This window comes from Fictibacillus halophilus (genome assembly GCF_042680145.1).
Classification (GTDB): domain Bacteria; phylum Bacillota; class Bacilli; order Bacillales; family Fictibacillaceae; genus Fictibacillus; species Fictibacillus halophilus_A.
The window spans coordinates 1276536-1301620 of the sequence record NZ_JBHTNQ010000001.1; the positions used below are offsets into that span (position 1 = coordinate 1276536).

General features: G+C 39.7%; 20 protein-coding genes. All 20 read left to right on the forward strand.

Features of this window, described 5'->3' with window-relative positions:
* Positions 1-110 precede the first annotated feature (110 nt).
* The 20 genes from rpsO to yfmH all read left to right on the forward strand — a co-directional run bounded on the left by rpsO (position 111) and on the right by yfmH (position 25067).
* Entirely contained in the window at positions 111-380 is a 270-nt protein-coding gene (rpsO, locus tag ACFQ4X_RS06685) for a 30S ribosomal protein S15 (protein WP_379833870.1), read from the forward strand.
* 187 nt (positions 381-567) lie between these two features.
* Positions 568-2682, forward strand: a complete 2115-nt coding sequence (gene pnp / locus ACFQ4X_RS06690; protein ID WP_379833872.1) for a polyribonucleotide nucleotidyltransferase — start codon at positions 568-570, stop codon at positions 2680-2682.
* A gap of 121 nt (positions 2683-2803) precedes the next feature.
* On the forward strand, positions 2804-3778 hold the full coding sequence (locus ACFQ4X_RS06695; RefSeq protein WP_379833873.1) for a polysaccharide deacetylase family protein: 975 nt from the start codon (positions 2804-2806) through the stop codon (positions 3776-3778).
* 79 nt (positions 3779-3857) lie between these two features.
* Entirely contained in the window at positions 3858-5099 is a 1242-nt protein-coding gene (locus ACFQ4X_RS06700; RefSeq protein WP_379833875.1) for a M16 family metallopeptidase, read from the forward strand.
* A gap of 609 nt (positions 5100-5708) precedes the next feature.
* Positions 5709-6602, forward strand: coding sequence for a dipicolinic acid synthetase subunit A (dpaA, locus tag ACFQ4X_RS06705; protein WP_379833877.1), 894 nt, complete (start codon positions 5709-5711; stop codon positions 6600-6602).
* 5 nt (positions 6603-6607) lie between these two features.
* A complete protein-coding gene (dpaB, locus tag ACFQ4X_RS06710; protein ID WP_379833878.1) occupies positions 6608-7195 on the forward strand; it encodes a dipicolinate synthase subunit B in 588 nt (195 codons plus the stop codon).
* Between the two features lie 145 nt (positions 7196-7340).
* Positions 7341-8384 carry an aspartate-semialdehyde dehydrogenase gene (gene asd, locus ACFQ4X_RS06715; RefSeq protein WP_379833880.1) on the forward strand — a complete coding sequence of 348 codons (1044 nt, stop codon included), beginning with the start codon at positions 7341-7343 and terminating at the stop codon, positions 8382-8384.
* 21 nt (positions 8385-8405) lie between these two features.
* A complete protein-coding gene (gene dapG / locus ACFQ4X_RS06720) occupies positions 8406-9671 on the forward strand; it encodes an aspartate kinase (protein ID WP_379833881.1) in 1266 nt (421 codons plus the stop codon).
* 12 nt (positions 9672-9683) lie between these two features.
* On the forward strand, positions 9684-10553 hold the full coding sequence (gene dapA / locus ACFQ4X_RS06725; RefSeq protein ID WP_379833883.1) for a 4-hydroxy-tetrahydrodipicolinate synthase: 870 nt from the start codon (positions 9684-9686) through the stop codon (positions 10551-10553).
* Between the two features lie 385 nt (positions 10554-10938).
* Positions 10939-12606 (forward strand): ribonuclease J, encoded by a 1668-nt coding sequence (locus tag ACFQ4X_RS06730; protein WP_379833884.1) that lies wholly within the window; start codon positions 10939-10941, stop codon positions 12604-12606.
* Positions 12607-12701: 95 nt separating this feature from the next.
* Positions 12702-13445: a ClpP family protease gene (locus tag ACFQ4X_RS06735; protein WP_379833886.1), complete on the forward strand. Its 744-nt coding sequence runs from the start codon at positions 12702-12704 to the stop codon at positions 13443-13445.
* Complete coding sequence (locus ACFQ4X_RS06740) at positions 13442-13651, forward strand: YlzJ-like family protein (protein ID WP_066289568.1); 210 nt, start codon at positions 13442-13444, stop codon at positions 13649-13651. The genes ACFQ4X_RS06735 and ACFQ4X_RS06740 overlap by 4 nt, the downstream gene beginning before the upstream one ends.
* A gap of 120 nt (positions 13652-13771) precedes the next feature.
* Positions 13772-16138 (forward strand): DNA translocase FtsK, encoded by a 2367-nt coding sequence (locus ACFQ4X_RS06745; protein ID WP_379833887.1) that lies wholly within the window; start codon positions 13772-13774, stop codon positions 16136-16138.
* A gap of 502 nt (positions 16139-16640) precedes the next feature.
* Positions 16641-17366: a GntR family transcriptional regulator gene (locus ACFQ4X_RS06750; RefSeq protein ID WP_379833889.1), complete on the forward strand. Its 726-nt coding sequence runs from the start codon at positions 16641-16643 to the stop codon at positions 17364-17366.
* Between the two features lie 90 nt (positions 17367-17456).
* On the forward strand, positions 17457-18521 hold the full coding sequence (locus tag ACFQ4X_RS06755) for a BMP family lipoprotein (RefSeq protein ID WP_379833890.1): 1065 nt from the start codon (positions 17457-17459) through the stop codon (positions 18519-18521).
* An 87-nt stretch (positions 18522-18608) separates the two neighbouring features.
* Positions 18609-20135 (forward strand): ABC transporter ATP-binding protein, encoded by a 1527-nt coding sequence (locus ACFQ4X_RS06760; protein WP_379833892.1) that lies wholly within the window; start codon positions 18609-18611, stop codon positions 20133-20135.
* Complete coding sequence (locus tag ACFQ4X_RS06765; protein ID WP_379833893.1) at positions 20125-21177, forward strand: ABC transporter permease; 1053 nt, start codon at positions 20125-20127, stop codon at positions 21175-21177. Before ACFQ4X_RS06760 ends, ACFQ4X_RS06765 begins: the two co-directional genes overlap by 11 nt.
* Positions 21177-22139 carry an ABC transporter permease gene (locus ACFQ4X_RS06770; RefSeq protein WP_379833895.1) on the forward strand — a complete coding sequence of 321 codons (963 nt, stop codon included), beginning with the start codon at positions 21177-21179 and terminating at the stop codon, positions 22137-22139. Before ACFQ4X_RS06765 ends, ACFQ4X_RS06770 begins: the two co-directional genes overlap by 1 nt.
* 359 nt (positions 22140-22498) lie before the next feature.
* The gene (gene yfmF, locus ACFQ4X_RS06775) at positions 22499-23797 is read left to right on the forward strand and encodes an EF-P 5-aminopentanol modification-associated protein YfmF (RefSeq protein WP_379837068.1); all 1299 of its coding nucleotides are present in this window, start codon (positions 22499-22501) and stop codon (positions 23795-23797) included.
* Positions 23778-25067 carry an EF-P 5-aminopentanol modification-associated protein YfmH gene (yfmH, locus tag ACFQ4X_RS06780; RefSeq protein WP_379833896.1) on the forward strand — a complete coding sequence of 430 codons (1290 nt, stop codon included), beginning with the start codon at positions 23778-23780 and terminating at the stop codon, positions 25065-25067. Before yfmF ends, yfmH begins: the two co-directional genes overlap by 20 nt.
* Positions 25068-25085 lie beyond the last annotated feature (18 nt).

A 25085-nucleotide genomic window follows, 5' to 3' on the forward strand; every position in this document is an offset into this window, starting at 1 on the left:
TATGCTAATACATGTACATTTTTAATGTGCAAAATAACCATTGCTTGGCAAGTCGAGTCACCGACGCTTGCTCGGTAATAGGTGTTTCTAATATTAAGGAGGTGAAAAGGATGGCTATTACTCAAGAGCGTAAAAACGAACTAATCAGCGAGTATAAGGTACATGATACGGACACTGGATCTCCAGAAGTTCAAATCGCTATCCTTACTGAACAAATTAATGAGTTGAATGATCACTTGCGTACACACAAGAAAGATCACCACTCACGTCGTGGTCTATTAAAAATGGTTGGTAAGCGCCGTAACTTGTTAACGTACCTACGTAACAAGGAAATCACGCGTTACCGCGAATTGATCGGAAGACTAGGATTACGTCGTTAATCCAACAAAAGCGGGATTTAATCCCGCTTTTTTTATTGCAAGTAATACGATATCGGACATATCAGAAATGTTTTATACATATTACTAAATTCTTTACAGTTTTTCTTTTTAGGAAGGACTACGTTAGGATATAATAGAACCATAAAATACTAGGATTTTTTAAGTGTTGAGAGGAGTACCAAGTAAAATGGATCAACAAAAACGAACTTTTACCATGGACTGGGCGGGCAGAACGCTTACGTTCGAAATTGGAGAATTAGCAAAACAAGCAAACGGTGCTGTTATGGTCAGATATGGTGATACTGCAGTACTTTCTACTGCTGTAGCTTCAAAACAGCCCAAAAATTTAAGTTTTTTCCCACTGACAGTAAACTACGAGGAACGTTTATACGCAGTTGGTAAAATCCCTGGAGGATTTATTAAACGTGAAGGCCGTCCAAGTGAAAAAGCTGTATTGGCAAGCCGCTTGATTGATCGTCCGATCCGTCCTTTATTTGCTGATGGTTTCCGTAACGAAGTACAAGTTGTCAGCACTGTAATGAGTGTTGATCAAAACTGTTCTTCTGAAATGGCAGCAATGATCGGATCATCCCTTGCATTATCTATTTCCGATATTCCTTTTGAAGGACCAATCGCTGGTGTTACTGTCGGGCGTATTAATGGCGAGTTTGTTATCAACCCGACTGTTGAACAAAACGAGAAAAGTGATATTCAATTAATCGTTGCAGGAACAAAACATGCGATTAACATGGTTGAAGCTGGCGCAGAAGAAGTTTCTGAGGAAACAATGCTTGAAGCAATCATGTTCGGTCATGAAGAGATTAAGAAGTTAATTGCATTCCAAGAAGAAATCGTTTCAGAAATCGGCAAAGAAAAAATGGAAGTTGTTCTTCATGAACTTGATAAGGATCTTGAGCAGGAAGTCCGTGAATTTGTCGGCAGCGATGTAAAAGAAGCAGTAAAAGTAATTGAGAAACACGCACGCCAAGAAGCCCTTGATGCAGTTGGTGCAAATCTCGCTTCTCGTTATGAAGAAGATGAAGAAAAAGCTAATGAAGCAAAAGAGATTCTACATAAACTTATCAAAGAAGAAGTTAGACGCTTAATCTTAAAAGAAAAAATTCGTCCAGATGGAAGAAAAACGGATGAAATCCGCAAACTTTCTTCTACTGTAGGGATTTTAGCTAGAACACATGGTTCTGGTCTGTTCACACGAGGACAGACACAAGCATTAAGTATCTGTACATTGGGAGCATTAGGTGATGTACAGGTTCTTGACGGACTTGGTGTTGAAGAGTCGAAGCGATTTATGCATCAATATAATTTCCCTCCATTCAGTGTTGGTGAAACAGGATTTATGCGCGGACCAGGCAGACGTGAAATCGGTCATGGTGCATTGGGAGAACGCGCTTTAGAACAAGTGATTCCGAATGAAGAGGAATTCCCTTACACAATTCGCTTAGTTTCTGAAGTACTTGAATCAAACGGATCTACTTCTCAAGCAAGTATTTGTGCAAGTACATTGGCACTAATGGATGCTGGTGTGCCGATCAAGGCACCGGTTGCAGGAATTGCGATGGGTCTGATCTCAGATGGTGAGGATGTTACAGTTCTTACAGATATTCAAGGTATGGAAGACCACCTTGGAGACATGGATTTTAAGGTAGCAGGTACACCAAACGGTATCACTGCTCTGCAAATGGATATTAAAATTTCAGGTATCAACCGTGAAATCCTTCAAGAAGCACTAACACAAGCAAAAGAAGGCCGTATGATTATCTTGAAGTCTATGCTTTCTACACTTTCTGAGTCTCGTACGCAATTATCTCAGTATGCTCCTAAGATTTTAACAATGAAGATTAATCCTGACAAAATCCGTGATGTTATTGGGCCAAGCGGGAAAATCATCAATAAGATCATTGAAGAAACTGGGGTTAAGATCGACATCGAACAAGACGGAACGATCTTTATTGCTTCAACTGATGAGCCGATGAACAATAAGGCGAAGAAAATTATTGAAGATATCGTAAGAGAAGTTCAAGTTGGCGAATATTACATGGGCAAAGTAAAGCGAATTGAAAAATTCGGTGCTTTCGTAGAGCTGTTCAGCGGTAAAGATGGATTAGTCCATATCTCAGAACTAGCTGAAGAGCGTGTAGGTAAAGTAGAAGATGTCGTTAAGCTTGGTGATGAAATCCTTGTGAAAGTTACGGAGATCGATAACCAGGGCCGTGTAAACTTATCACGCAAAGTAGTCTTAAAAGAAGAAAAAGCGAAAAATGAACAGCAGCAGAATGTTTAATTCCATAAAAATAAAGGCCAGCCTTGCACAAGGGCTGGCTTTTTCATTGCTGTATTAATGTTCCAATAACGTTCTAACTTGTACAGGTTGTACATAACTTGATTACAGGGAGGGGAGTTATGTGAAAAAATCAATTCTTCACTGGTCCATCATCGTTTTAATCATAACTGCAACAGCTATTTCAGTGCATAACCCATTTACGAGCACTTACATCGAAAGCATTAAAGCACAGAGTACAGCTGTTTCACAAATGAAATCAAATTCAATCTATGCACAGATTAAAGAAAAAGCTAAGGAATTAAATAAGCCGCCTCAGAATGCTGAAATCGATCCTGTTTGGAAAGCCACTCCCGGCTACAATGGACTAGTTGTAGATATGGAAGAATCATTTAAGGCAATGAAAAAAATAAATAAATTCGATGAAAAAAAATTAGTTGTAAAGCAAATAGAACCAACTATCCATTTAGAGAACTTGCCTGCTTCTCCCATTTATCGAGGGAATCCTGAGAAACCTATGGTAACCCTTCTTGTAAATGTAGCTTGGGGCAATGAGCATTTGCCGGGTATGCTGCAAACAATGAAGAAGAATAATGTACATTCAACTTTTTTCCTGGATGGTTCATGGGTTAAGAAAAATCCTTCTCTGGCAAAAATGATTGCTGAGGAAAACCATGAAATTGGCAACCATGCATACTCACATCCAGATTTGAAAAAAATGACTAATACGAGAATTACCGAAGAACTCAAACAAACGAATGAAGTCATAAATGCCACTTTGGATAAGTCACCTAAATGGTTTGCGCCGCCAAGCGGAAGCTACCGTAACGATGTTGTTCAAATAGCTGCTGAACTTGATATGAAAACAATTCTTTGGTCTGTCGACACTGTAGACTGGAGGAATCCAAATCCTGATGAGATGGTTGAAAGAGTTCTGAATAAGGTACATCCTGGAGCTATGATTCTAATGCATCCAACAGCCTCTTCTGCAGCCGGGTTAGAGAAGCTTATTAAAGGTATTAAAGATAAGGGACTCAGTATCGGAACTGTCTCAGATCTCATGGATGAAAAAAGACTGCTTCCAAAATCAATCAAGTAAAGTTGTATAGGAGTTATGATAATGGTATATTGTTCCTATGATTAGTAGTGGCAGATTTGACAGCTAGGGGGAAACAAGTTTGATAAAAAGACATACATGTTCAAACGGCGTCCGCGTCGTTTTGGAGAATATTCCAACCGTACGATCGGTAGCGATAGGGGTATGGATTGGAACAGGATCCAGGTTTGAAAATACGAAGAACAACGGTATTTCACACTTTTTGGAGCACATGTTTTTCAAAGGAACAAAAACAAGAACAGCCAGAGAAATTGCTGAGTCTTTTGACAGCATCGGCGGTCAAGTGAATGCTTTTACTTCAAAAGAATATACATGTTATTATGCAAAAGTTCTTGATACTCATGCTCCATACGCACTTGAAGTGCTAGCTGATATGTTCTTTAATTCAACATTTGACGAAGGTGAATTGTTAAAAGAAAAGAATGTTGTATTAGAAGAGATAAAAATGTATGAAGATACACCTGATGATATCGTTCATGACATGCTTAGCCGGGCAAGCTTTCAAAATCATGAACTCGGTTTTCCAATCTTAGGTACTGAAGAAACTCTGCATACTTTTACAGGGAATACATTGCGTGATTATATGAATACACATTATGTTCCCGAAGAAGTTGTTATTTCAATAGCTGGGAATATAGATGAATCTTTTATCAAAGACGTTGAGGGATTTTTCGGCAGCTACAAAACGAGCTCTTTAGCTAAAGCTGAAATGAATTCTCCGATATTCCATCCTGAAAAATTGGCTCGCAAGAAAGAAACGGAACAGGCTCATTTATGTCTAGGTTTTCCTGGTCTTTCTTTAAAAGATAAACGAAGCTACAGCTTGATCATACTCAACAATATTTTTGGCTCGAGTATGTCTAGCCGCCTGTTTCAGGAAGTGCGAGAGCAGAAAGGTCTTGCATACTCTGTCTTTTCGTATCATTCTGCGTTTCAGGATAATGGAATTTTCACTATTTATGGCGGTACCGCACCACATCAGCTCGATGAGTTGTATGAAACAATCACAAATATTGTTGATGACTTAAACGAAAATGGAATTACGGACAAAGAATTGAAAAATTCCAAAGAACAGATAAAAGGAAACTTAATGCTTAGCCTAGAGAGCACGAACAGCCGCATGAGCCGAAATGGCAAGCACGAACTTATCTTAGGCTATCATCGTACATTGGATGATATGGTAGAATCTATCGATAAAGTTTCAAAGGAAGATGTTGACCAGCTGATTCAATCTATTTTCAATGAAGGCTGCTCAGCATCACTTGTCAGTCCTCAAGGAGAACTGCCTAAGGGATTACAATAAAATAACGATACATTTTAGAATCCGGGGATCTTTCCCGGATTTTTTATTTTGCTTTTTTCGTAAGGTTGTTTTAGTAACAATGTTGTTATTTGAAGATGTTGATATCCGCTCCAGGATGCTCGCTTTCCGCGGGGCGTACGGTGAGCCCCCTAGGCTAATCAGCCTGCCGGGGTCTCACCTGTCCCCCTGATCCCGCCGGAGTCTCGCACCTTGCGCTCCAATCAACTATTCAATGAAGCGTACTCAAAAAAATGTTTGGAAGCACAATCATTTTGAAACGAGCCTTTCTTAAAGATTGTTGCGTATGATTCTTTTTTGTACTGTTGGGTTTCGATGCATTAGTGAGGCAGCATCAGGCGAGTTTTTTAACAAAACAAAAATGGGCGTTCCGTTTAACTAATGCCCCAAACAAGGCAGGTGCTCCTGAATATAATGATGTTGATTGATACCAATAGTTCGTAAAAACAATAATTTGTGACCGTAATGATAAAAAGTAATGCCGTTGTAAAATGGGGATTTGAGTAACCAGATAGGCGGAGCGTTCATATCATGATGAACGTGGATAGCAATTCCCCTCAGTAAAGAAACAACGGAGAAAGGGGAGAAAGAATGTTAACGGATTTGCATATCGCTGTTTTTGGCGGCGATGCGAGGCAGCTAGAAGTAATCAGGAAGTTAACAGAATTAGACGCGATACTTACACTTATTGGCTATGACCAGCTCGATCATGGTTTTACTGGCGCATCAAAAATGGATATAGATGAAGTTGATTTTTCAAAGTTAGACAGCATTATTTTGCCTGTAAGTGGAACGGGGCTGCAGGGAGAGATTGATACTATTTTCTCAAACAGGAAAATCATTTTAACAGAAGAGATGTTGAAAAAAACAAAGAGTCACTGCCAGGTTTTTTCAGGCATCAGCAATTCTTATCTTGATACGATCACAGCAAACAGCAATCGGAAGCTTACAAAATTGTTCGAAAGAGACGATGTAGCTATATATAATAGCATACCTACTGTTGAAGGAACGATCATGATGGTAATCCAGCATACGGATATAACTATTCATCAATCAAACACAGTTGTCCTTGGATTCGGCCGGGTTGGTATGAGTGTGGCAAGAACTTTTCAAGCACTAGGAGCAAATGTAAAGGTAGGAGCCAGAAAATCGGAGCATATGGCAAGAATTTCAGAAATGGGAATGATTCCTTTTCATTTAGATGATTTGAAAAATGAAGTTTATGAGACGGATGTATGCATCAATACGATTCCTACACAGATTGTAAATGCTGATGTCATATCGAAATTTCCGTCACATGCGTTAATTGTTGATTTGGCTTCAAAACCAGGGGGTACAGATTTCCGGTATGCAGAAAAGCGGGGTATCAAAGCTCTGTTAGCTCCGGGATTACCTGGAATAGTAGCTCCTAAAACAGCAGGGAAAATTGTCGCTAATGTACTTTCGCAGCTGTTAATCAATGAATTTTATAAGCGGAAGGGGTAGTTTTTATGGATTTTAATGGGAAGCATATCGGCTTTGGATTAACCGGTTCACATTGCACCTATGACGCGGTTTTTCCTCAAATCCAAAAGCTTGTGGACCTTGGTGCAAAAGTGACGCCTTTTTTCACGCATACTGTGATGCAAACGACTACGCGTTTTGGTGCTGAAGGAGAATGGGTAGAAAAAATTAAGGATATTACGGGCAATGAACCTGTGGATTCTATTGTAAAAGCTGAACCGTTTGGACCAAAGACTCCATTGGATTGTATGGTTATCGCTCCACTAACAGGAAATTCAATCAGTAAATTTGCCAACGCAATGACAGATTCCCCGGTACTTATGGGAGCAAAAGCAACACTTAGAAATCAGAAACCTGTAGTTCTTGGCATCTCAACAAATGATGGTTTAGGTTTAAACGGTGTTAACATAATGAGGCTTATGGCAACAAAAAATATATATTTCATTCCATTCAGCCAGGATGATCCCGTTAAAAAGCAAAATTCATTGGTTGCACATATGGATACATTAATAGAAACAATTGATCTCGCTTTACAAGGTAAGCAGCTTCAGCCCGTACTCAGGGTGATAGATTAATACAGCAGAAGAAAATCCGTTCATAACAGCCCAGTTTATGATAAAATATGATAAATTATATGGATTAACAAGGAGAAACCATAAAATTGCGTTTCTCCTTCTGTTGTAGCTTGCTTACCTTAAACAATAAAGGAGTCAATAAAAGATGAGCCAAAAATCATTTCATGTAGCCGTAGTAGGTGCGACTGGCGCAGTCGGCCAACAAATGTTAAATAGTTTAAGTGAAAAGAATTTTCCGATCGGCAAGTTATCGCTTCTTGCTAGTAAAAGGTCTGCAGGACAGGTCATCACATTTAACGGGGAATCTCATACGATACAGGAAGCAACGCCAGAAGCATTCGAAGGGGTTGATCTTGCTTTATTTTCTGCCGGTGGATCTGTTTCTAAGCAGCTTGCTCATGAGGCAGTGAAGAGAGGTGCAATCGTTGTAGATAATACGAGCGCATTCCGAATGGATCCAAATGTACCGCTGGTTGTACCTGAAGTTAACGAACAAGATCTTTTGAAGCATAATGGAATCATCGCAAATCCAAACTGTTCTACTATTCAAATGGTAGTGGCGCTTCAGCCGCTTCATGAAAAGTATGGCCTTAAAAAAGTGATCGTTTCCACTTACCAGGCTGTTTCAGGAGCGGGAGCTAAAGCAGTCGAGGAATTAAAAGAGCAATCTAAAGCCGTTTTAAACGACGAGCCTTTTGAAGCATCGATCATGCCATGTGCTTCAGATAAAAAACATTATCAAATCGCTTTTAATGCAGTTCCTCAGATTGATAAATTTGAAGAGAACGGCTATACATTTGAAGAATTAAAAATGATGAATGAAACAAAGAAAATCATGCACTTAGAAAATCTGGAGATCGCTGCCACTTGCGTAAGACTGCCAGTTGAAACGGGTCACTCTGAATCTTTATATGCTGAGTTTGAAAATGGTAACCCATCCGTTCAGGAATTAAGAGAAGTATTAAAGTCAGCACCAGGTGTAACATTGCAAGACCAGCCAGAAGAGCAGATCTATCCGATGCCGGCTCTAGCAGCAGGATTGCCAGATGTATTTGTCGGCAGAATCCGTAAAGATTTAGATCGTGATAACGCCTACCACATGTGGGTAGTGTCAGACAATCTTTTAAAAGGTGCAGCATATAACTCTGTACAGATCGCAGAAAGTTTGATCAAGTTAAACTTGCTTTAATTTCATAAAGAAGGTGCATTCATGAAGATTATCGTTCAAAAATTTGGAGGAACATCTTTAAAAGAAGATACGGGCCGTTTAGAAGCAGTCCGTCATATTAAAAAAGCAGTTGATGAAGGCTATAAAGTTGTATGTGTGGTTTCTGCAATGGGAAGATTCGGCGATCCATATGCAACAGATACTTTGTTAAGCCTATTAGGTGAAAACAACAAAATATCCAACCGTGAACAGGATCTGCTTTTATCTTGCGGAGAAATTATATCTTCAGTGGTATTTTCTGGTCTGCTTAATGCTTTAGGCTTATCTGCTGCTGCATTAACAGGACCGCAGGCAGGTTTTCGTACGAATGACGATTTTTCTAATGCCAGAATCATTGATATGAAATGCGAGCGGATTAGAGCAGAACTTGAAAATCATTCCGTAGTGGTCGTAGCTGGCTTTCAAGGTCAATCGAAGAGCGGAGATATAGCAACACTTGGAAGAGGGGGGAGCGATACGAGTGCTTCTGCACTTGGAGCGGCTCTCCAAGCGGAGTTCATTGATATTTTTACTGATGTAGAAGGAGTTATGACAGCCGATCCAAGGCTTGTTAAAGATGCAAGACCTCTTTCTGTTGTCACATATGCTGAAATCTGCAACATGGCATATCAGGGAGCAAAGGTAATCCATCCAAGAGCGGTGGAGATTGCTATGCAGGCGAAAATTCCGCTGCGGATCCGTTCTACCTATTCAGACCTTCCTGGAACTCTTGTAACCTCTTCATTAAAAGGTCCGGCAGGAAAAGACGTGCAGGAATCAATCATTACTGGGATCGCCCATGTTTCCAATATTACACAGATAAAAGTCTATGCAAATGACGGCCAGTATGATCTTCAGACAAAGGTATTTAAAGCAATGGCGCAAGAACAGATTTCAGTCGATTTTATTAACATCTCTCCAAAAGGTGTTGTCTACACGATCATGGAAGATAAAACTGAGCAGGCGCTGCTTAAACTAAAAGAGATCGGCTATGAACCTGATGTGACAAGAAACTGTGCAAAAGTATCAGCGGTAGGTGCTGGCATTGCAGGTACGCCAGGTGTAACAGCTGCAATCGTGGAATCTCTTTCGAGCAGAAATATCCAGATTCTCCAATCTGCTGACTCCCATACTACGATCTGGGTATTAGTTAAAAAAGAAGATTTAATTGAATCCGTAAATGCTCTTCATACAACTTTCCGCTTAAATGAAGAAGGGATTACCACAAACTTGCAAGAAATTGTACAGCAGCAGTTTAATGAGTATTGAGGAGTGAAAGTAATGAATTTTGGAAGTATTAGCACCGCAATGGTTACACCTTTTGACAGTAAAGGGAATGTTGACTTTGCAAGAACAACAAAGCTAGTTAATCACTTGATAGATAACGGCAGTGACAGTTTGGTAGTTGCAGGTACAACAGGGGAATCACCAACACTTACAACAGAAGAAAAGGTTGCGCTGTTTAAACATGTTATAAAAGCAGTAAACGGAAGAGTACCTGTAATTGCAGGTACAGGAAGCAACAATACAAAAGCTTCTATTGATCTTTCTAAGAAGGCAGAAGATGCCGGTGTTGATGCCATCATGATTGTTGCTCCATATTACAATAAACCTAGCCAAGACGGTATTGTTGCACATTACCAAGCTATCGCGAGCTCAGTAAGCCTGCCGATCATGGCATATAACATTCCAGGAAGATCTGTCATTTCGTTTGCGGCAGATACCGTTCTTAGATTGGCTGAGATCCCAAACATTACTGCATTAAAGGATGCAGGCGGCAACTTGGATTTTATGGCTGAAATCATTGAAAAAACGCCGGATGACTTTTTATTGTACAGCGGAGATGATGGCTTGACACTTCCATCATTAGCAATCGGCAGTGCAGGTATCGTGTCTGTAGCATCGCATGTAATCGGAAATGAAATGCAGACCATGATTAGTAACTTTAAGAATGGTGAAAACCTTGAAGCAGCACGCATTCACCGTAAATTGCTTCCGGTAATGAATGAGCTGTTTAAAGCTCCGAGCCCTGCTCCTGTAAAAACAGCATTGCAGTTAAAAGGACTGGATGTAGGAGGAGTAAGACTTCCATTATTGCCTTTAAATCAAGCTGAGAGAGCTTCACTCGCTGCACGTCTAAATGAACTGTAAAAAAACAAACCGGTAATCCGGTTTGTTTTTTTGTTGGTTGTTTTTTCTAACTCTAAAAGATTGTTGCTTTTGAGCATTTTTTATATTGAGCTTCTTCGACTAGTTGATTGGAGCGCAAGGTGCGAGACTCCTGCGGGATTAGCGGGACAGGTGAGACACCGGCAGGCTTGATTAGCCTAGGGGGCTCACCGCACGCCCCGCGGAAAGCGAGCATCCTGGAGCGGATATCAACTACTTACAATAGCAACAGTGTTTATGAACTCATCCTTTTATTTCATTTGATGTTGGCTCAGTCTTGTTTTGTAATCCTCTGATAAGTTATAATGTTTTTAAGTGACGTGATCGGGATTAATTTTTTACATACAACCTAGGAGGAATATACACATTGTCAAAACAAAATAGAGAGAAAATTAAAGTTTTTGCCTTGGGCGGAGTAGGTGAGATCGGCAAAAACATGTATGTAGTGGATACGGGTGAAGAAATTTTTGTTATGGACTCCGGTCTAATGTTTCCGCAGGAGGAAATGCTCGGAATTGATATCGTAATACCGGATGTGACTTACTTAAAGGAAAACATTGAACGTGTAACAGGAATCTTCTTGACTCATGCCCATGAAGATCATATTGGAGGACTTCCTTATGTTCTAAGACAAGTTCCTGTACCTGTTTATGGAACTCGCCTTACATTAGGCCTTGTAGAAGCTAAATTAAAAGAAGCAGGACTGTTGCGTTCTACAGAACTGAACTTAATTGAAACAAATCAGAAATTATCGTTTAACAGTGCAAAAGTGAGTTTTTTCCATGTAAATCATAGTATTCCAGACGCAGTCGGTATTGCAATTCACACGTCACAGGGAGTTATTGCAAATACTGGTGATTTTAAGATTGATCACACACCGATTGATGGACAGCATACGGAATTCGGAAAAATATCAGCTCTTGCAGAAGAAGGTGTTCTTTGTCTTCTTTCAGACAGTACGAATGCGGAACGTCCAGGCTCAACTGGACCGGAAGCTCAAGTTGGACATGAAATTCTAGATGTATTTCAAGCTGCAAAAGGACGTATCATTATTGCTTCCTTTGCATCAAATGTACATCGTGTTCAGCAAGTGATGAATGCAGCTGCCAAAACGAATCGCAAAGTCGCTGTTAATGGCCGAAGCATGGTGAAGGTAGTAGACATCGCTTCACAGCTTGGTTATTTAAATATCGAAAAAGACCTCCTTATCACAATTGATCAAGCAAACGATTACAGTGATGAGAAAGTTGTTATTCTAACAACTGGAAGCCAGGGAGAGTCTATGGCTGCCTTGTCAAGAATGGCTCAAAAATCGCATAAGCAAATTGCACTGCGTCCTTCAGACACAGTTGTTATTGCCGCTACCCCGATACCTGGTAATGAAACTTCTGTTGCTAAAATGGTGGATAAATTAATGCGGACTGGTGCAGATGTAATTTTCGGCCAGAAAAAGGTTCACGTTTCAGGACATGGAAGTGCAGAAGAGCTGAAATTCATGCTCAGTATGATGAAGCCAAAATATTTTATTCCCGTTCATGGTGAATATAAAATGCAAAAGGCCCATCAAAAACTTGCGATTGAAGTTGGCGTAGAAAAAGATAATATCTTTATCATTGATAAAGGTGAAGTCGTAGAATTTGCAAACGGACAGGCTCAAAAGACTGGAAAAGTTCCTTCAGGAAATGTCCTTGTAGATGGATTAGGTGTCGGCGATATTGGCAATATAGTACTCCGTGACCGTAAACTTTTATCACAGGACGGTATCCTTGTTGTTGTAGTAACTATAAGCAAAGATTCTCATCAGCTTATTTCCGGACCAGAAATCATTTCCCGCGGCTTTGTATATGTGCGTGAAAGTGAAGCGCTGCTTCAAGAAGCTAATACAAAAGTCCGTGAAGTTCTTGAAAAATGCATGAGTGAGAACATGAAAGAATGGTCAAGCCTAAAATCAAATGTAAGAGATACATTAAGTCAGTATTTATTTGAAAAAACAAAAAGAAGACCAATGATCATGCCGATCATTATGGAAATTTAACCTGCTGTTTTTAAGCAGGTTTTTTTTATTTTCTTATCATACGTTTGGAATTAACGCCCATACTAATAAGAACTAAATGAGAAGGGGTGGAGATTATGGACCAAACACCTGAAACAGAAACACCGCAGCCGGACGTGCCTCCTAAAAAAGACGAAAGCTCAGGACTGATCCAAAAAATTCAATCACTAGGACAAACAAATGTACCTCAGCTGGAAGGTTCGAGTATTCATTGTTTAACGATAGTAGGACAGATAGAAGGCCATATGCAGCTGCCTCCAAATAATAAAGCTACAAAATATGAACATTTGATTCCGCAGCTCGTTGCCATCGAGCAAAATCATAAGATAGAAGGATTGCTTGTAATATTAAATACTGTTGGCGGTGACGTTGAAGCAGGTCTTGCGATATCAGAAATGATTGCTTCTTTGTCAAAACCTAGTGTTTCACTAGTGCTGGGCGGTGGACATTCTATTGGAGTACCTATCGCTGTTAGCGCGAAATATTCTTTCATCGTTCCCACAGCTACGATGACGATCCATCCTGTAAGACTTACGGGATTAGTAATAGGTGTGCCGCAAACATTTGAATATCTGGATAAGATGCAAGAAAGAGTGATTTCATTTGTGACAAGCCACTCCAAGATCAGTGAAGAGCGTTTTAAAGAGCTTATGTTTTCAAAAGGAAATTTAACAAGAGATATCGGAACAAATGTGATTGGGACTGATGCCGTTAAAGATGGGCTTATTAATGAGGTTGGAGGGCTCGGTCAAGCGATAAAAAAATTAAACGATTTGATCGATGAACATAGAAATACTGAGAACGACGGTATAAAACAATGACTTGGTATACCATGCAGCCATATGAATTGATGTTTCCGGAAGAAGGAAACAATGCAGCTATGCAGAATGTAATACTTTATAATGATGTTCCTGTTCTTGTTGAACGGGTCGGTGATGAGACAAGAATCGTTCAGATCATGAGCACAGACCCTTCTCATTATTTATTAGAAGACTGTCAGCCCGGAATGACGCTGCGAAACTTTTAATTAGACACCTAAGAAATATGCTATACTAATGTGGGCAGCCTTTCTATATGCAGGGCTGCTTTTCTTTCCTTTTCTTGAATACATACATAAAGAAAACAGCATGGTTGTGAGGTGAAATTGGTGGCAAAAAATAAGAAAAAGAAAGCTAAAAATAAAGCAAGATGGAAAGAGCAGCTGACATATGAGATTGCAGGGTTATCATTATTGGCTCTTGCATCATTAGGTCTAGCTAAAATGGGGAATGTCGGTATGGCATTCGTGCATCTTTTACGTTTTTTTAGCGGAGAATGGTATGGCATTTTGCTGTTAGCCTGTATTTTATTATCTTTTTATCTCATTTGGAAACGAAGCTGGCCAGCTATGATTTCAAAAAGATTAACAGGTATTTATATTTTATTTTTCTCCTTCCTCGTTCTTAGTCATTTAACATTGTTTGAACATTTAACGAATGGCGGAGATTGGAAAGATGCTTCCGTAATACGAAACACATGGGAACTGTACTGGCTCCAGATTCAAGGAACGACAGCTACAGATGATCTTGGGGGAGGTATTATAGGATCTATAGGCTTTGCGCTATTTTATTTTTTATTTGGAGCGGGCGGTACAAAGCTAGTTATCTTTTTCTTAATTATTGGAAGTCTCCTCTTGATAACAGGCAAATCACTCTCTGTTATTATGCAGAAGATTGTAACGAGTTTAAATGAAACGAGTGCAAAGCTAAAAGGATTCCTATTAGAAAAGAAAAATTCAATTGCTGAAGAACGGTCTAAGAAGGTAAATGAAAAGAAGAAATTAAAGCCTGCTTCACCTGATGCAGATGATGAAGCTGAGACAGAGGAAATCATCATTTCTGAAGAACCTGTAATAGAAGATTTCACGAAAAGGGTTCATCATACTGAGAGCGGCGTACAACTGAAATTTGGTTCTCAAAACTTCAATGACTCTGATGAAGCAATCAAGAAAAACGAAACAGAAAAAGCTGAGAATGAACCTTCAGCCTCACCGCTTCCAGCAAACTTTGGCGATGAAGTCATTCAGAACGAACATTATCAGCTTCCTTCTATGAAACATCTGCGTACCCCTCAAAACAGCGGACAGCATAAGGATAAGCAGTATGCAGCCAGTAAAAGCAATGCAAAAAAATTAGAAAAAACCTTCGAAAGTTTTGGGGTAAAAGCAAAGGTACTCAAAGTTCATTTAGGTCCTGCTGTAACAAAATATGAAGTGTATCCAGATGTGGGTGTTAAAGTAAGCAAAATCGTTAATCTTACTGATGACCTTGCTTTGGCGCTTGCGGCAAAAGATATAAGAATTGAAGCACCGATTCCTGGGAAATCTGCTGTAGGAATCGAAGTACCAAATGGCGAGATCTCAATGGTTACGTTGAGAGAAGTGTTAGAAGCTCCTCAGTTCTCTGGCCAAAAATCACCGCTTGCAATCGGTCTTGGCAGAGATATTTCTGGAGAACCGATAATCGCAGATCTTTCCAAGATGCCCCATCTGCTCGTAGCAGGCGCTACCGGAAGCGGAAAAAGTGTTTGTGTAAACGGAATAATAACAAGTATTCTCATGCGAGCTAAACCGCATGAAGTTAAAATGATGATGATCGATCCAAAAATGGTCGAGCTTAATATGTATAATGGCATCCCGCATCTCTTAGCACCGGTTGTTACGGAGCCAAAGAAAGCAGCTCAAGCACTTAAAAGAGTTGTGTCAGAGATGGAAAGAAGATATGAATTGTTTTCTCACAGCGGTACGAGAAACATTGAAGGGTATAATGAATCCATTAGAAAACAGAATGGCAGAAGTGACGCCAAACAGCCGTTTTTGCCTTACATTGTTGTGATCGTCGATGAACTTGCTGATCTAATGATGGTTGCTTCTGGCGATGTGGAAGACGCCATCACACGCCTTGCTCAAATGGCACGTGCAGCCGGAATCCATTTAATTATAGCTACACAAAGACCATCGGTTGACGTCATCACAGGGGTTATCAAAGCGAATATACCTTCAAGGATCGCATTTAGTGTTTCCTCTCAAACAGATTCAAGAACAATCTTGGATATGGGGGGAGCCGAAAAACTTCTTGGAAGAGGAGATATGCTATTCTTCCCATCAGGAGCTTCAAAGCCTGTACGGGTACAAGGAGCTTTTCTGTCGGATGAAGAAGTTGAAACAATTGTTGACCATTGTGTCAGCCAGCAAAAAGCTCAATATCAAAAGGAAATGATTCCTACTGAGGAAGCTGAGCCTGCTGTAATGGAATCAGAAGATGACCTCTTTACAGATGCGGTAAAGCTTGTTGTGGATATGCAGACTGCTTCAGTTTCAATGCTTCAAAGAAGATTCCGCATCGGTTATTCCAGAGCGGCAAGATTAATCGACACGATGGAATCCAAAGGAATAGTTGGGCCATACGAAGGATCGAAACCTCGTGAAGTTCTGATATCAGCAATGCCTGAAGAAAAAGAAGCTTCAAGTTCATAAAAACGGGCTTAAACTGCCCGTTTTTTTTCTTTTTAATGGCTTATTTCTAAAAGATTGTTGCTGTTGAAAATGTTTTGGGGAGTACGCTTCCTTGACTAGTTGATTGGAGTGGAGGTGCGAGACTCCTGCGTGCCAACCACCTGAATATACTTTTTGCAAGGCATGCAACGAGGAACACGCTGCGTTAGGAATTGCTTGTAGACGTAGGAGCACAGATGCTTACTTATGAGATCCCGGCAGACTTGTATAGCCTAAGAGACTCACCGCACGCCCCGCGGAAAGCGAGCCCCTGGAGCGGAAATCAACCACTTCCAAGGGCAACAAAGTTTACGAAAACAGCCCTTTTAAATTTACCGTTTTATTGAAAAGATGGTAAATGAAAATAACACCTATTAAAAATTTGTAAAAATAGTATTTATTTATAGAATTAAAAATGGTATATTAATGTCGATTATTCAATTAATTTGTCATACGTCGAACAACTAGTTAAGGTGGTTTTGTAATGTCGATAAAAGCGGACCATCGCTTGTTATATATTAAAGTGATAGAAAAGTTAAAAAAAGATATTGAAGAAGGTATTTATAAAGAAGGAGAAAAGCTTCCTTCAGAATTTGAACTTTCCAAACAGCTAGGTATTAGCCGTGCGACATTGCGAGAAGCACTTCGTATTTTAGAAGATGAAAACGTCCTCATACGTAAACATGGAGTTGGAACTTTCGTTAGAACAAGAGCACTTTTTTCTTCAGGTATTGAAGAACTGTACAGTGTTACCGATATGATTGAAAGAGGCGGAAAGAAAGCAGGTACGATTTTTCTTTCTTCGCAAACGACAGATGTTACTGATGAACTTCTTGCAAAGTTTAATGACTCACTTCCAGACGGGCTAATGATGATGGAGCGTGTCCGGACGGCTGACGGCGAACCAGTAGTATTTTGTAAAGACCATATGCCGGCACACTTGTTTTCAGCCAAGGGGCTTCATGATTATGAATCCTTTTTAGAAATGCTTGAAAAAGAAACCGGAAGACGTGTAATGTATGCGGTTACAAACATAGAGCCCATCGGCTATCACGACAGAATCTCTGAAATTCTGGAAAGTGATGAAGGTGTCCCTTTATTAGTATTAAAACAAATGCATTACGATCAGTATGATGAACCAGTGCTCTATTCTTGTAATTACTTTAGATCTGATAAGTTTCTATTTTCTGTTTTAAGAAAGCGCTTTTAGAAAAAGTCTTTTTTAGGGGGTGATGGGGGTACTTAATTGCACCTAGGGTTAGTCACAAAAAAATGAAAACATTTTTAGGGGGAAATTAACTTGAAAAAGAAATTAGGTTTAATGGTAACTGCAATGCTAACTGCTGGTACTATTCTTGCAGGTTGCGGAAATTCTGAAGAAGGAAAGTCAGGCGGAGACGCTAAAAAAGATTTTAAAGTAGCAATGGTAACGGATACTGGCGGTGTTGATGATAAGTCATTCAACCAATCTGCTTGGGAAGGTTTAACGAAGTTTGGAAAAGATAACAGCCTGGAAGAAAACAAAGGCTATAAGTACTTGCAGTCAACTGCTCAAAGTGATTACAAGCCAAACTTAAACTCATTAATCCGTCAAAAATATGATCTTGTATTCGGAATCGGTTTCTTGATGGGTACTGATGTAGAAACAGTTGCTAAACAGCAGCCTGATGCAAAGCTTGCAATCGTAGATATGGTTGTTAAAGGTGACAACGTAGCCAATATCACTTTCTCTGAGCACGAAGGATCTTTCTTAGTTGGATTAATTGCAGGTATGCAAACTACATCTAACAAAGTAGGATTTGTTGGAGGAGTTAACTCTGAGCTTATCAAAAAGTTCGAAAACGGATTTAAAGCTGGTGTAAAAACTGCAAATCCTGATGCTGAAATTTTAGTTCAATATGCAGAAGACTTTAACAAAGCAGAAAAAGGACAGCAGATTGCTAACACATTCTATGAGCAAGGCGCTGACATCATCTATCATGCTGCTGGCGGAACTGGAATGGGTGTATTCACAGAAGCGAAGAACCGTAAGAAGAACGGTGAAGATGTTTGGGTAATCGGTGTTGACCGTGATCAGCATGAAGAAGGTATGCCTGAGAACGTAACACTTACTTCTATGGTAAAACGTGTAGACCAAGCAGTATATGAAGTTTCTGAGCAAACAGCTGCAGGCAAATTCCCAGGTGGAAAAGTTGTAGAATTCGGTCTTAAGCAAGATGGAGTAGGTATTGCTCCAACTCAAGACAACGTTGAAAAAGACGCACTTAAGTCAGTTGAAGATTACAAGAAGAAAATCATCGATGGTGAAGTGAAAGTTCCTAAGACAGATGCTGAGTTCGAAGAGTTCGTAAAAAACTTAAAGTAAACTCTATGAAACTATTTGAATAACAGGCCAGGACTTGGCATATGCCAAGTCCTTCCTTATGTACTTAAAAGGGGGGACATCAATAGAATGGAATACGTAATTGACATGCGGAATATCCGTAAAGAATTTCCGGGAATCGTAGCAAATGACAATATTACCCTTCAGGTTAAAAAAGGTGAGATTCATGCACTTCTTGGAGAGAATGGTGCCGGGAAATCGACGTTGATGAATGTCTTGTTCGGACTTTATGAGCCTGAACAAGGTGAAATATACGTTAAAGGCAATAAAGTGGTGAACAATGATCCGAATATTGCAAACTCGCTTGGTATTGGGATGGTTCATCAGCACTTTATGCTCGTTGATAAATTTACCGTTACAGAAAATATCATTCTAGGAAAAGAGCCTACAAAAGGCGGAAAAGTAGATTTGCAAACAGCCGCTAAGGAAGTTCAGGCACTTTCTGATCAATATGGACTCAGAGTGGATCCATACGCAAAGATCGAGGACATCTCAGTTGGAATGCAGCAGAGAGTAGAAATCTTAAAGACGCTTTATCGCGGTGCAGATATTCTGATATTTGATGAACCTACTGCAGTTTTAACTCCTCAAGAGATTCTAGAACTTATTCAGATTATGAGAAAACTAGTAAGTGAAGGTAAATCCATCATATTAATCACTCATAAGCTGAAAGAAATTATGGAAGTGTGTGACCGCTGTACAGTCATTAGAAGAGGAAGAGGCGTTGGCACTGTTGACGTTAAGGATTCCAATCCGGACTCTCTTGCTGCAATGATGGTAGGCCGTGAAGTGAATTTTACAGTTATCAAAGGAATCTCAGAACCAAAAGAATCTGTTTTGACGATAAAAGATCTTGTTGTTTTAGACAGCCGTAAAGTTCCTGCTGTAAATGGTTTGAACCTGACAGTAAAAGCTGGAGAGATTGTAGGAATAGCAGGTGTTGATGGAAATGGTCAATCAGAGCTATTAGAGGCAATAACTGGACTTCGAAAAGCAAATGAAGGTTCCATTCATTTAAGAGATAAAGATATTACAAACAAAACACCTAGAAGTGTTACAGCCAGCGGACTCGCTCATATTCCTCAAGACCGTCATAAGCATGGACTTGTTTTAGATTTTTCAGTTGGTGAGAACATGGTGCTTCAAACCTATTACCAAAAGCCATTTTCTAAAAACGGAATTCTGAAATTTTCGCCAATATTTGAAAAAGCTAATAAACTAATCGAAGAATATGACGTTCGTACACCTGATGCTTATACACCTGCCCGCGCATTATCAGGAGGGAATCAGCAGAAAGCGATCATAGCAAGAGAAGTAGACCGTGATCCAGACTTTTTGATTGCTGCCCAGCCTACACGCGGACTGGATGTTGGTGCGATTGAATTTATTCACTCTAAACTTATTGAACAGCGTGATAAAGGCAAAGCAGTGCTGCTTGTATCTTTTGAACTCGATGAGATTATTAATGTGAGTGATCGTATAGCCGTTATGTATGAAGGTAAAATCGTAGCGATTGTTGATCCGAAGGAAACGACTGAGCAAGAACTTGGATTATTGATGGCTGGCGGAAAGAGAGGTACTGTAAATGCAGAATAAAAATAATAAGATGAAGCTCCTTGTGCCTCTTGTTTCTGTCTTCCTTGGATTGTTAATCGGCGGTATTATCATGCTAGTTAGCGGATACAAGCCGATTGAAGCTTATGTTGCGTTATTTCAAGGGATGGTTGGAGGTCCGTATTACATCGGTGAAACGATCAGACAGATGTCACCTCTAATCCTATCAGGACTTGCAGTTGCGTTTGCATTCCGCACAGGATTATTCAATATCGGAGTTGAGGGTCAGCTTTTAGTAGGCTGGCTTGCGGCAGTATATGTTGGTGTATCTATTGATGCCCCGGCTGTCATTCACATTCCGCTTGCTATTCTTGCTGCAGCTGTAGCTGGAGCATTATGGGGAGCAGTTCCAGGTATTTTAAAGGCGAGATTTAAGGTTCATGAAGTAATTACAACAATCATGATGAACTATATTGCGCTTTACAGTACAAATGAAATCATCCGTAACTTTTTGCTTGCTCCTGGTGAACGAACAGAGAATGTTAAAGAATCAGCATCTCTTGCTTCACCATTCTTACAAAGCATCACGGAATATTCAACATTGCACTACGGAATCATTGTTGCCTTGATTGCTGCTGTAATCATGTGGTTCTTGCTTTGGAGAACTACTATGGGATATGAACTACGTGCAGTAGGTTTTAACCAGCACGCTTCTCAGTATGCGGGTATAAATGTATCAAAAAATATCGTGCTTTCAATGGCTATTTCCGGTGCTTTTGCAGGTATTGCAGGAAGTATGGAAGGTCTTGGAACGTATCAGTACATGACGATTAATGCCGCATTTACAGGTGTTGGTTTTGATGGGATCGCGGTAGCTCTTTTAGGGGCAAACAGCGCCATTGGTGTAGTACTTGGTGCAGCACTATTTGGCGGATTGAAGATCGGTGCACTTAATATGCAGTCTATCGCAGGTGTTCCAACTGAACTTGTTGGAGTCGTGATTGCACTCATCATCTTCTTTGTTGCATGCAGCTATATCGTTCATTGGCTGATGAACCGTGTAAGCAAAGGGGGTAAAATCTAATGAGTTTCATGGATATTCTTGCACTGATTGTCCCTGCTGCTATCGTTTCAGCAGCTCCATTGATTTTCACAGCTTTAGGCGGTGTTTTCAGTGAACGTTCCGGTGTTGTAAATATCGGTTTAGAAGGATTAATGCTGTTTGGTGCTTTTACAGGAGCTGTTACCATTTATTATGGAGAACAGTTTGGATTAGGTGGCGCATCCCCTTGGGTAAGTTTTATCGTAGCCATGATCGTAGGAGCTATGCTTGCTTCTATTCATGCACTTGCGAGTATTACACTAAAAGCGGATCAAGTTGTATCCGGTGTTGCATTGAACTTCTTGGCTGCAGGACTTGCAATCTTTTTAACGAAGAAAATCTTTAATGCAGGACAAACACCAGTAATATCTGAAAGAATTTCAAAGAGCGATATTCCGTTCTTATCGGATATTCCTTTAATCGGAAAGCTTTTCTTCTCTAACGCGTATTTAACATCCTATGTGGCTGTTGGTGTGGCATTGATCGTTTGGTATGTATTATACAAAACACCATTCGGGCTGCGTTTACGTTCTGTAGGTGAGCATCCAATGGCTGCTGATACGATGGGTATTAACGTAACAAAAGTACGCTATATCGGAGTTTTATTAAGTGGAGCTCTTGCAGGTCTTGGCGGAGCGGTATATGTAGCTTCTATCTCTGGAAACTTCACTCACTCTACGATAACAGGGCAGGGCTTTATGGCACTTGCTGCAATGATTTTTGGTAAGTGGCATCCGCTTGGCGCATTGGGTGCAGCTTTATTCTTTGGGTTAGCTCAAGCAATCAGTATTTCTGGATCCCATATTCCATTTTTACAGGATATTCCGAAAGTATTCTTATTAATCGCACCTTACGTTCTTACAATCTTAGCTTTAGCAGGACTTGTAGGACGTGCAGATGCACCGAAAGCTCTAGGAACTCCATACGAAAAAGGAAAAAGATAGATCATTGGGATGTTTTCGTAATTCTAAAAGATTGTTGCATTTGGACTTTTTTGTAGTATACGCTTCTTTGACTAGTTGATTGGAGCGCAAGGTGCGAGACTCCTGCGGGATCAGGGGGACAGGTGAGACCACGGCAGGCTATATTAGCCTAGTGGGCTCACCGCCCGCCCCGCGGAAAGCGAGCATCCTGGAGCGGAAATCAACATCTTCTAATAGCAACAATGAGAATTGAACCAATCACAAAAAGTTCGCCGTCTGGCGGACTTTTTTTCTTTTGAAAGAAGGATTGTCATGCTGAGTATAGAAAATGGGTAAACTAGGATGTAGGCTATAATGAAAGGGGCATTTATTCGATGGGAATTGTAAACCATGAAAAAACAGATCTCCATGGTATAACTGTACATACGATAGAAACAAAAAAGTACAAGACCACATCATTTATTCTTCAGATTAAAGAAGCTATTAATGAAAAGAACGTTACAAAAAGAGCATTGCTTTCCTATGTTCTCCAAAGTGGAACAAAAGATTTTCCTTCCAGCAAAGAGTTAAGAAGTGCTCTAGATGATCTATATGGTGCTACGTTAAATGCTGATCTTTCAAAAAAAGGTGAAAATCAAGTGATCAGCATTCGTATGGAAGTAGCAAATGAAAAGTTCTTATCCAACTCAGAACCTGTCCTGGACAAAGCGTTTCACTTGCTCTCTCAAGTTCTGCTAGCACCGGCTCTTGAAAATGGTGTTTTTAAAGAAAATATCGTTAAAAAAGAGAAACGCAGCTTAAAACAACAGATTGAATCCATTTATGACGATAAGATGCGTTATGCAAATAAGAGACTGCTTGAAGAAATGTATGAATCAGAACCTTACCATTTAAACGTATACGGCAATGAAAATGAAGTGGACGCGGTTACTTCAAAAGAATTATTCGATTATTATCAGGAAGTTATCACAAACGACAAGCTGGATCTATATGTAATTGGAGATATCTCTACAAATGAAATGATTGAAAAAGTTAAGAAGCACTTCCGCTTTTCGGAAAATCGAAGTGAATCTCCTGTAACCGATGAACAAAATCGGGAAGAAAAGAAAATCACAGAGGTTAAAGAAATCTTTGAAGAGCAGGATGTACAGCAAGGAAAATTGCATATGGGGTATCGTACATATACCACATACAGTGATGATGATTATTTTGCACTTCAAGTATTCAATGGTGTTTTTGGAGGTTTTTCTCATTCTAAACTTTTTATCAACGTGAGAGAAAAAGAGAGCCTCGCTTATTATGCAGCTTCTAGGTTCGAGAGTCATAAAGGAGCAGTGTTTGTAATGAGCGGAATCGAAACTGCAAATTATGAAAAAGCGGTAAAAATTATAAAAGAGCAGCATGAAGAAATGAAGAACGGAAACATCACAGATTCGGAATTTGAACAAACAAAAGCAATGATCAACAACCAGGTGCTTGAAACGATTGACCATCCGATCGGATTGTCAGAAGTGCTCTATCACAATGTAGTTGCTGGAACGAACAGGACGATTGAAGAGTGGATGGATGGCATTGATAGAGTAACTAAAGAGGATGTTGTAAAAGTAGCTAAAAAGGTTACATTGGATACCATTTTCTTTCTGAAAGGAGCAGGCACAAATGGGAATGAAAACATTTGAACAACTAGATGAAACTTTGCATTTTGAGGAGCTTGAAAATGGCTTGAAAGTGTATGTGCTTGAAAAGAAAGGCTTTAACAAAACATATGCTACTTTCACCACTCACTATGGATCTGTTGACAACCATTTTAAGCCGCTCGGAAAAAACGAAGAAGTAAAAGTTCCAGACGGGATCGCTCACTTTTTAGAGCATAAATTGTTTGAAAAAGAACATGGTGATGTCTTTCAGGATTTCAGCAAGCAGGGAGCATCGGCAAATGCATTTACGACATTCAACCGTACCGCATACCTTTTTTCAACAACGAGTGATGTGAAAAAGAATCTGACAACACTGATCGATTTTGTTCAAGAGCCTTATTTTACAGAGAAAACGGTGGAAAAAGAAAAAGGGATCATCGGCCAGGAAATCAGAATGTATGATGATAATCCAGACTGGAGAGTATACTTCGGGCTAATCGAAAACATGTATCATCATCATCCTGTAAAAATTGATATTGCAGGAACGGAAAAATCAATTGCTAAAATTACGAAAGATACTCTCTATGAATGCTACGAAACATTTTATCATCCGAGCAACATGATTTTGTTTATCGTAGGTCCAGTAAATGCTCAAGATATCCTTGATTTTGTAAAAGAGAATCAATCACAAAAATCTTTTAAAGAAAAAGCACCGATCGAACGGTTTTTTGAAGATGAGCCGCCGTCAGTAGCCAAAACAGAAAAAATAATCGAGATGACGGTGCAAACACCAAAATGCTATATAGGTTTTAAAGAGGCAGCTCCTAAGCGTAAAGGAAAAGAATTGATGCGTCATGAACTTTGTGTAAACTTGGCACTTGAAATGATGTTTGGAAAGAGTTCTCCAAATTATGAAGCGCTTTACGAAGAAGGATTGATTGATCAAACTTTTTCTTTTGATTATACAGAAGAGAACGGATTCGGCTTTAGCATGCTTGGCGGGGATACCCAGTCTCCTGACGAATTAGTTAAGCGTGTATCAAATATGGTTGAGGACTTTAAACAAGAAAGTGTTTCAGCTGATTCATTTGAAAGAGCTCGAAAAAAGAAAATTGGTGCCTTTCTGAGATCATTGAATTCTCCAGAGTTTATTGCTAACCAATTCACGAGATATGCTTTTAATGAAATGGATCTGTTTGATGTGATCCCTGTGTTTGAATCATTGCAAGGAAGTGACGTCGAAGAAGTTCTTCAAAATCACTTTAAGAAAGAAGCGATGACTGTTTGCCAAGTCCGTAAAAAAAAGTCATAATATAATCAAAAAACATCC

Coding starts and splice junctions, on each gene's coding strand:
- pnp (WP_379833872.1), top strand. CDS start 568: ATGGATCAACAAAAACGAACTTTTACCATGGACTGGGCGGGCAGAACG.
- ACFQ4X_RS06740 (WP_066289568.1), top strand. CDS start 13,442: ATGACTTGGTATACCATGCAGCCATATGAATTGATGTTTCCGGAAGAA.
- ACFQ4X_RS06770 (WP_379833895.1), top strand. CDS start 21,177: ATGAGTTTCATGGATATTCTTGCACTGATTGTCCCTGCTGCTATCGTT.
- dpaA (WP_379833877.1), top strand. CDS start 5,709: ATGTTAACGGATTTGCATATCGCTGTTTTTGGCGGCGATGCGAGGCAG.
- ACFQ4X_RS06735 (WP_379833886.1), top strand. CDS start 12,702: ATGGACCAAACACCTGAAACAGAAACACCGCAGCCGGACGTGCCTCCT.
- dapG (WP_379833881.1), top strand. CDS start 8,406: ATGAAGATTATCGTTCAAAAATTTGGAGGAACATCTTTAAAAGAAGAT.
- yfmH (WP_379833896.1), top strand. CDS start 23,778: ATGGGAATGAAAACATTTGAACAACTAGATGAAACTTTGCATTTTGAG.
- dpaB (WP_379833878.1), top strand. CDS start 6,608: ATGGATTTTAATGGGAAGCATATCGGCTTTGGATTAACCGGTTCACAT.
- dapA (WP_379833883.1), top strand. CDS start 9,684: ATGAATTTTGGAAGTATTAGCACCGCAATGGTTACACCTTTTGACAGT.
- ACFQ4X_RS06760 (WP_379833892.1), top strand. CDS start 18,609: ATGGAATACGTAATTGACATGCGGAATATCCGTAAAGAATTTCCGGGA.
- ACFQ4X_RS06750 (WP_379833889.1), top strand. CDS start 16,641: ATGTCGATAAAAGCGGACCATCGCTTGTTATATATTAAAGTGATAGAA.
- asd (WP_379833880.1), top strand. CDS start 7,341: ATGAGCCAAAAATCATTTCATGTAGCCGTAGTAGGTGCGACTGGCGCA.
- rpsO (WP_379833870.1), top strand. CDS start 111: ATGGCTATTACTCAAGAGCGTAAAAACGAACTAATCAGCGAGTATAAG.
- ACFQ4X_RS06765 (WP_379833893.1), top strand. CDS start 20,125: ATGCAGAATAAAAATAATAAGATGAAGCTCCTTGTGCCTCTTGTTTCT.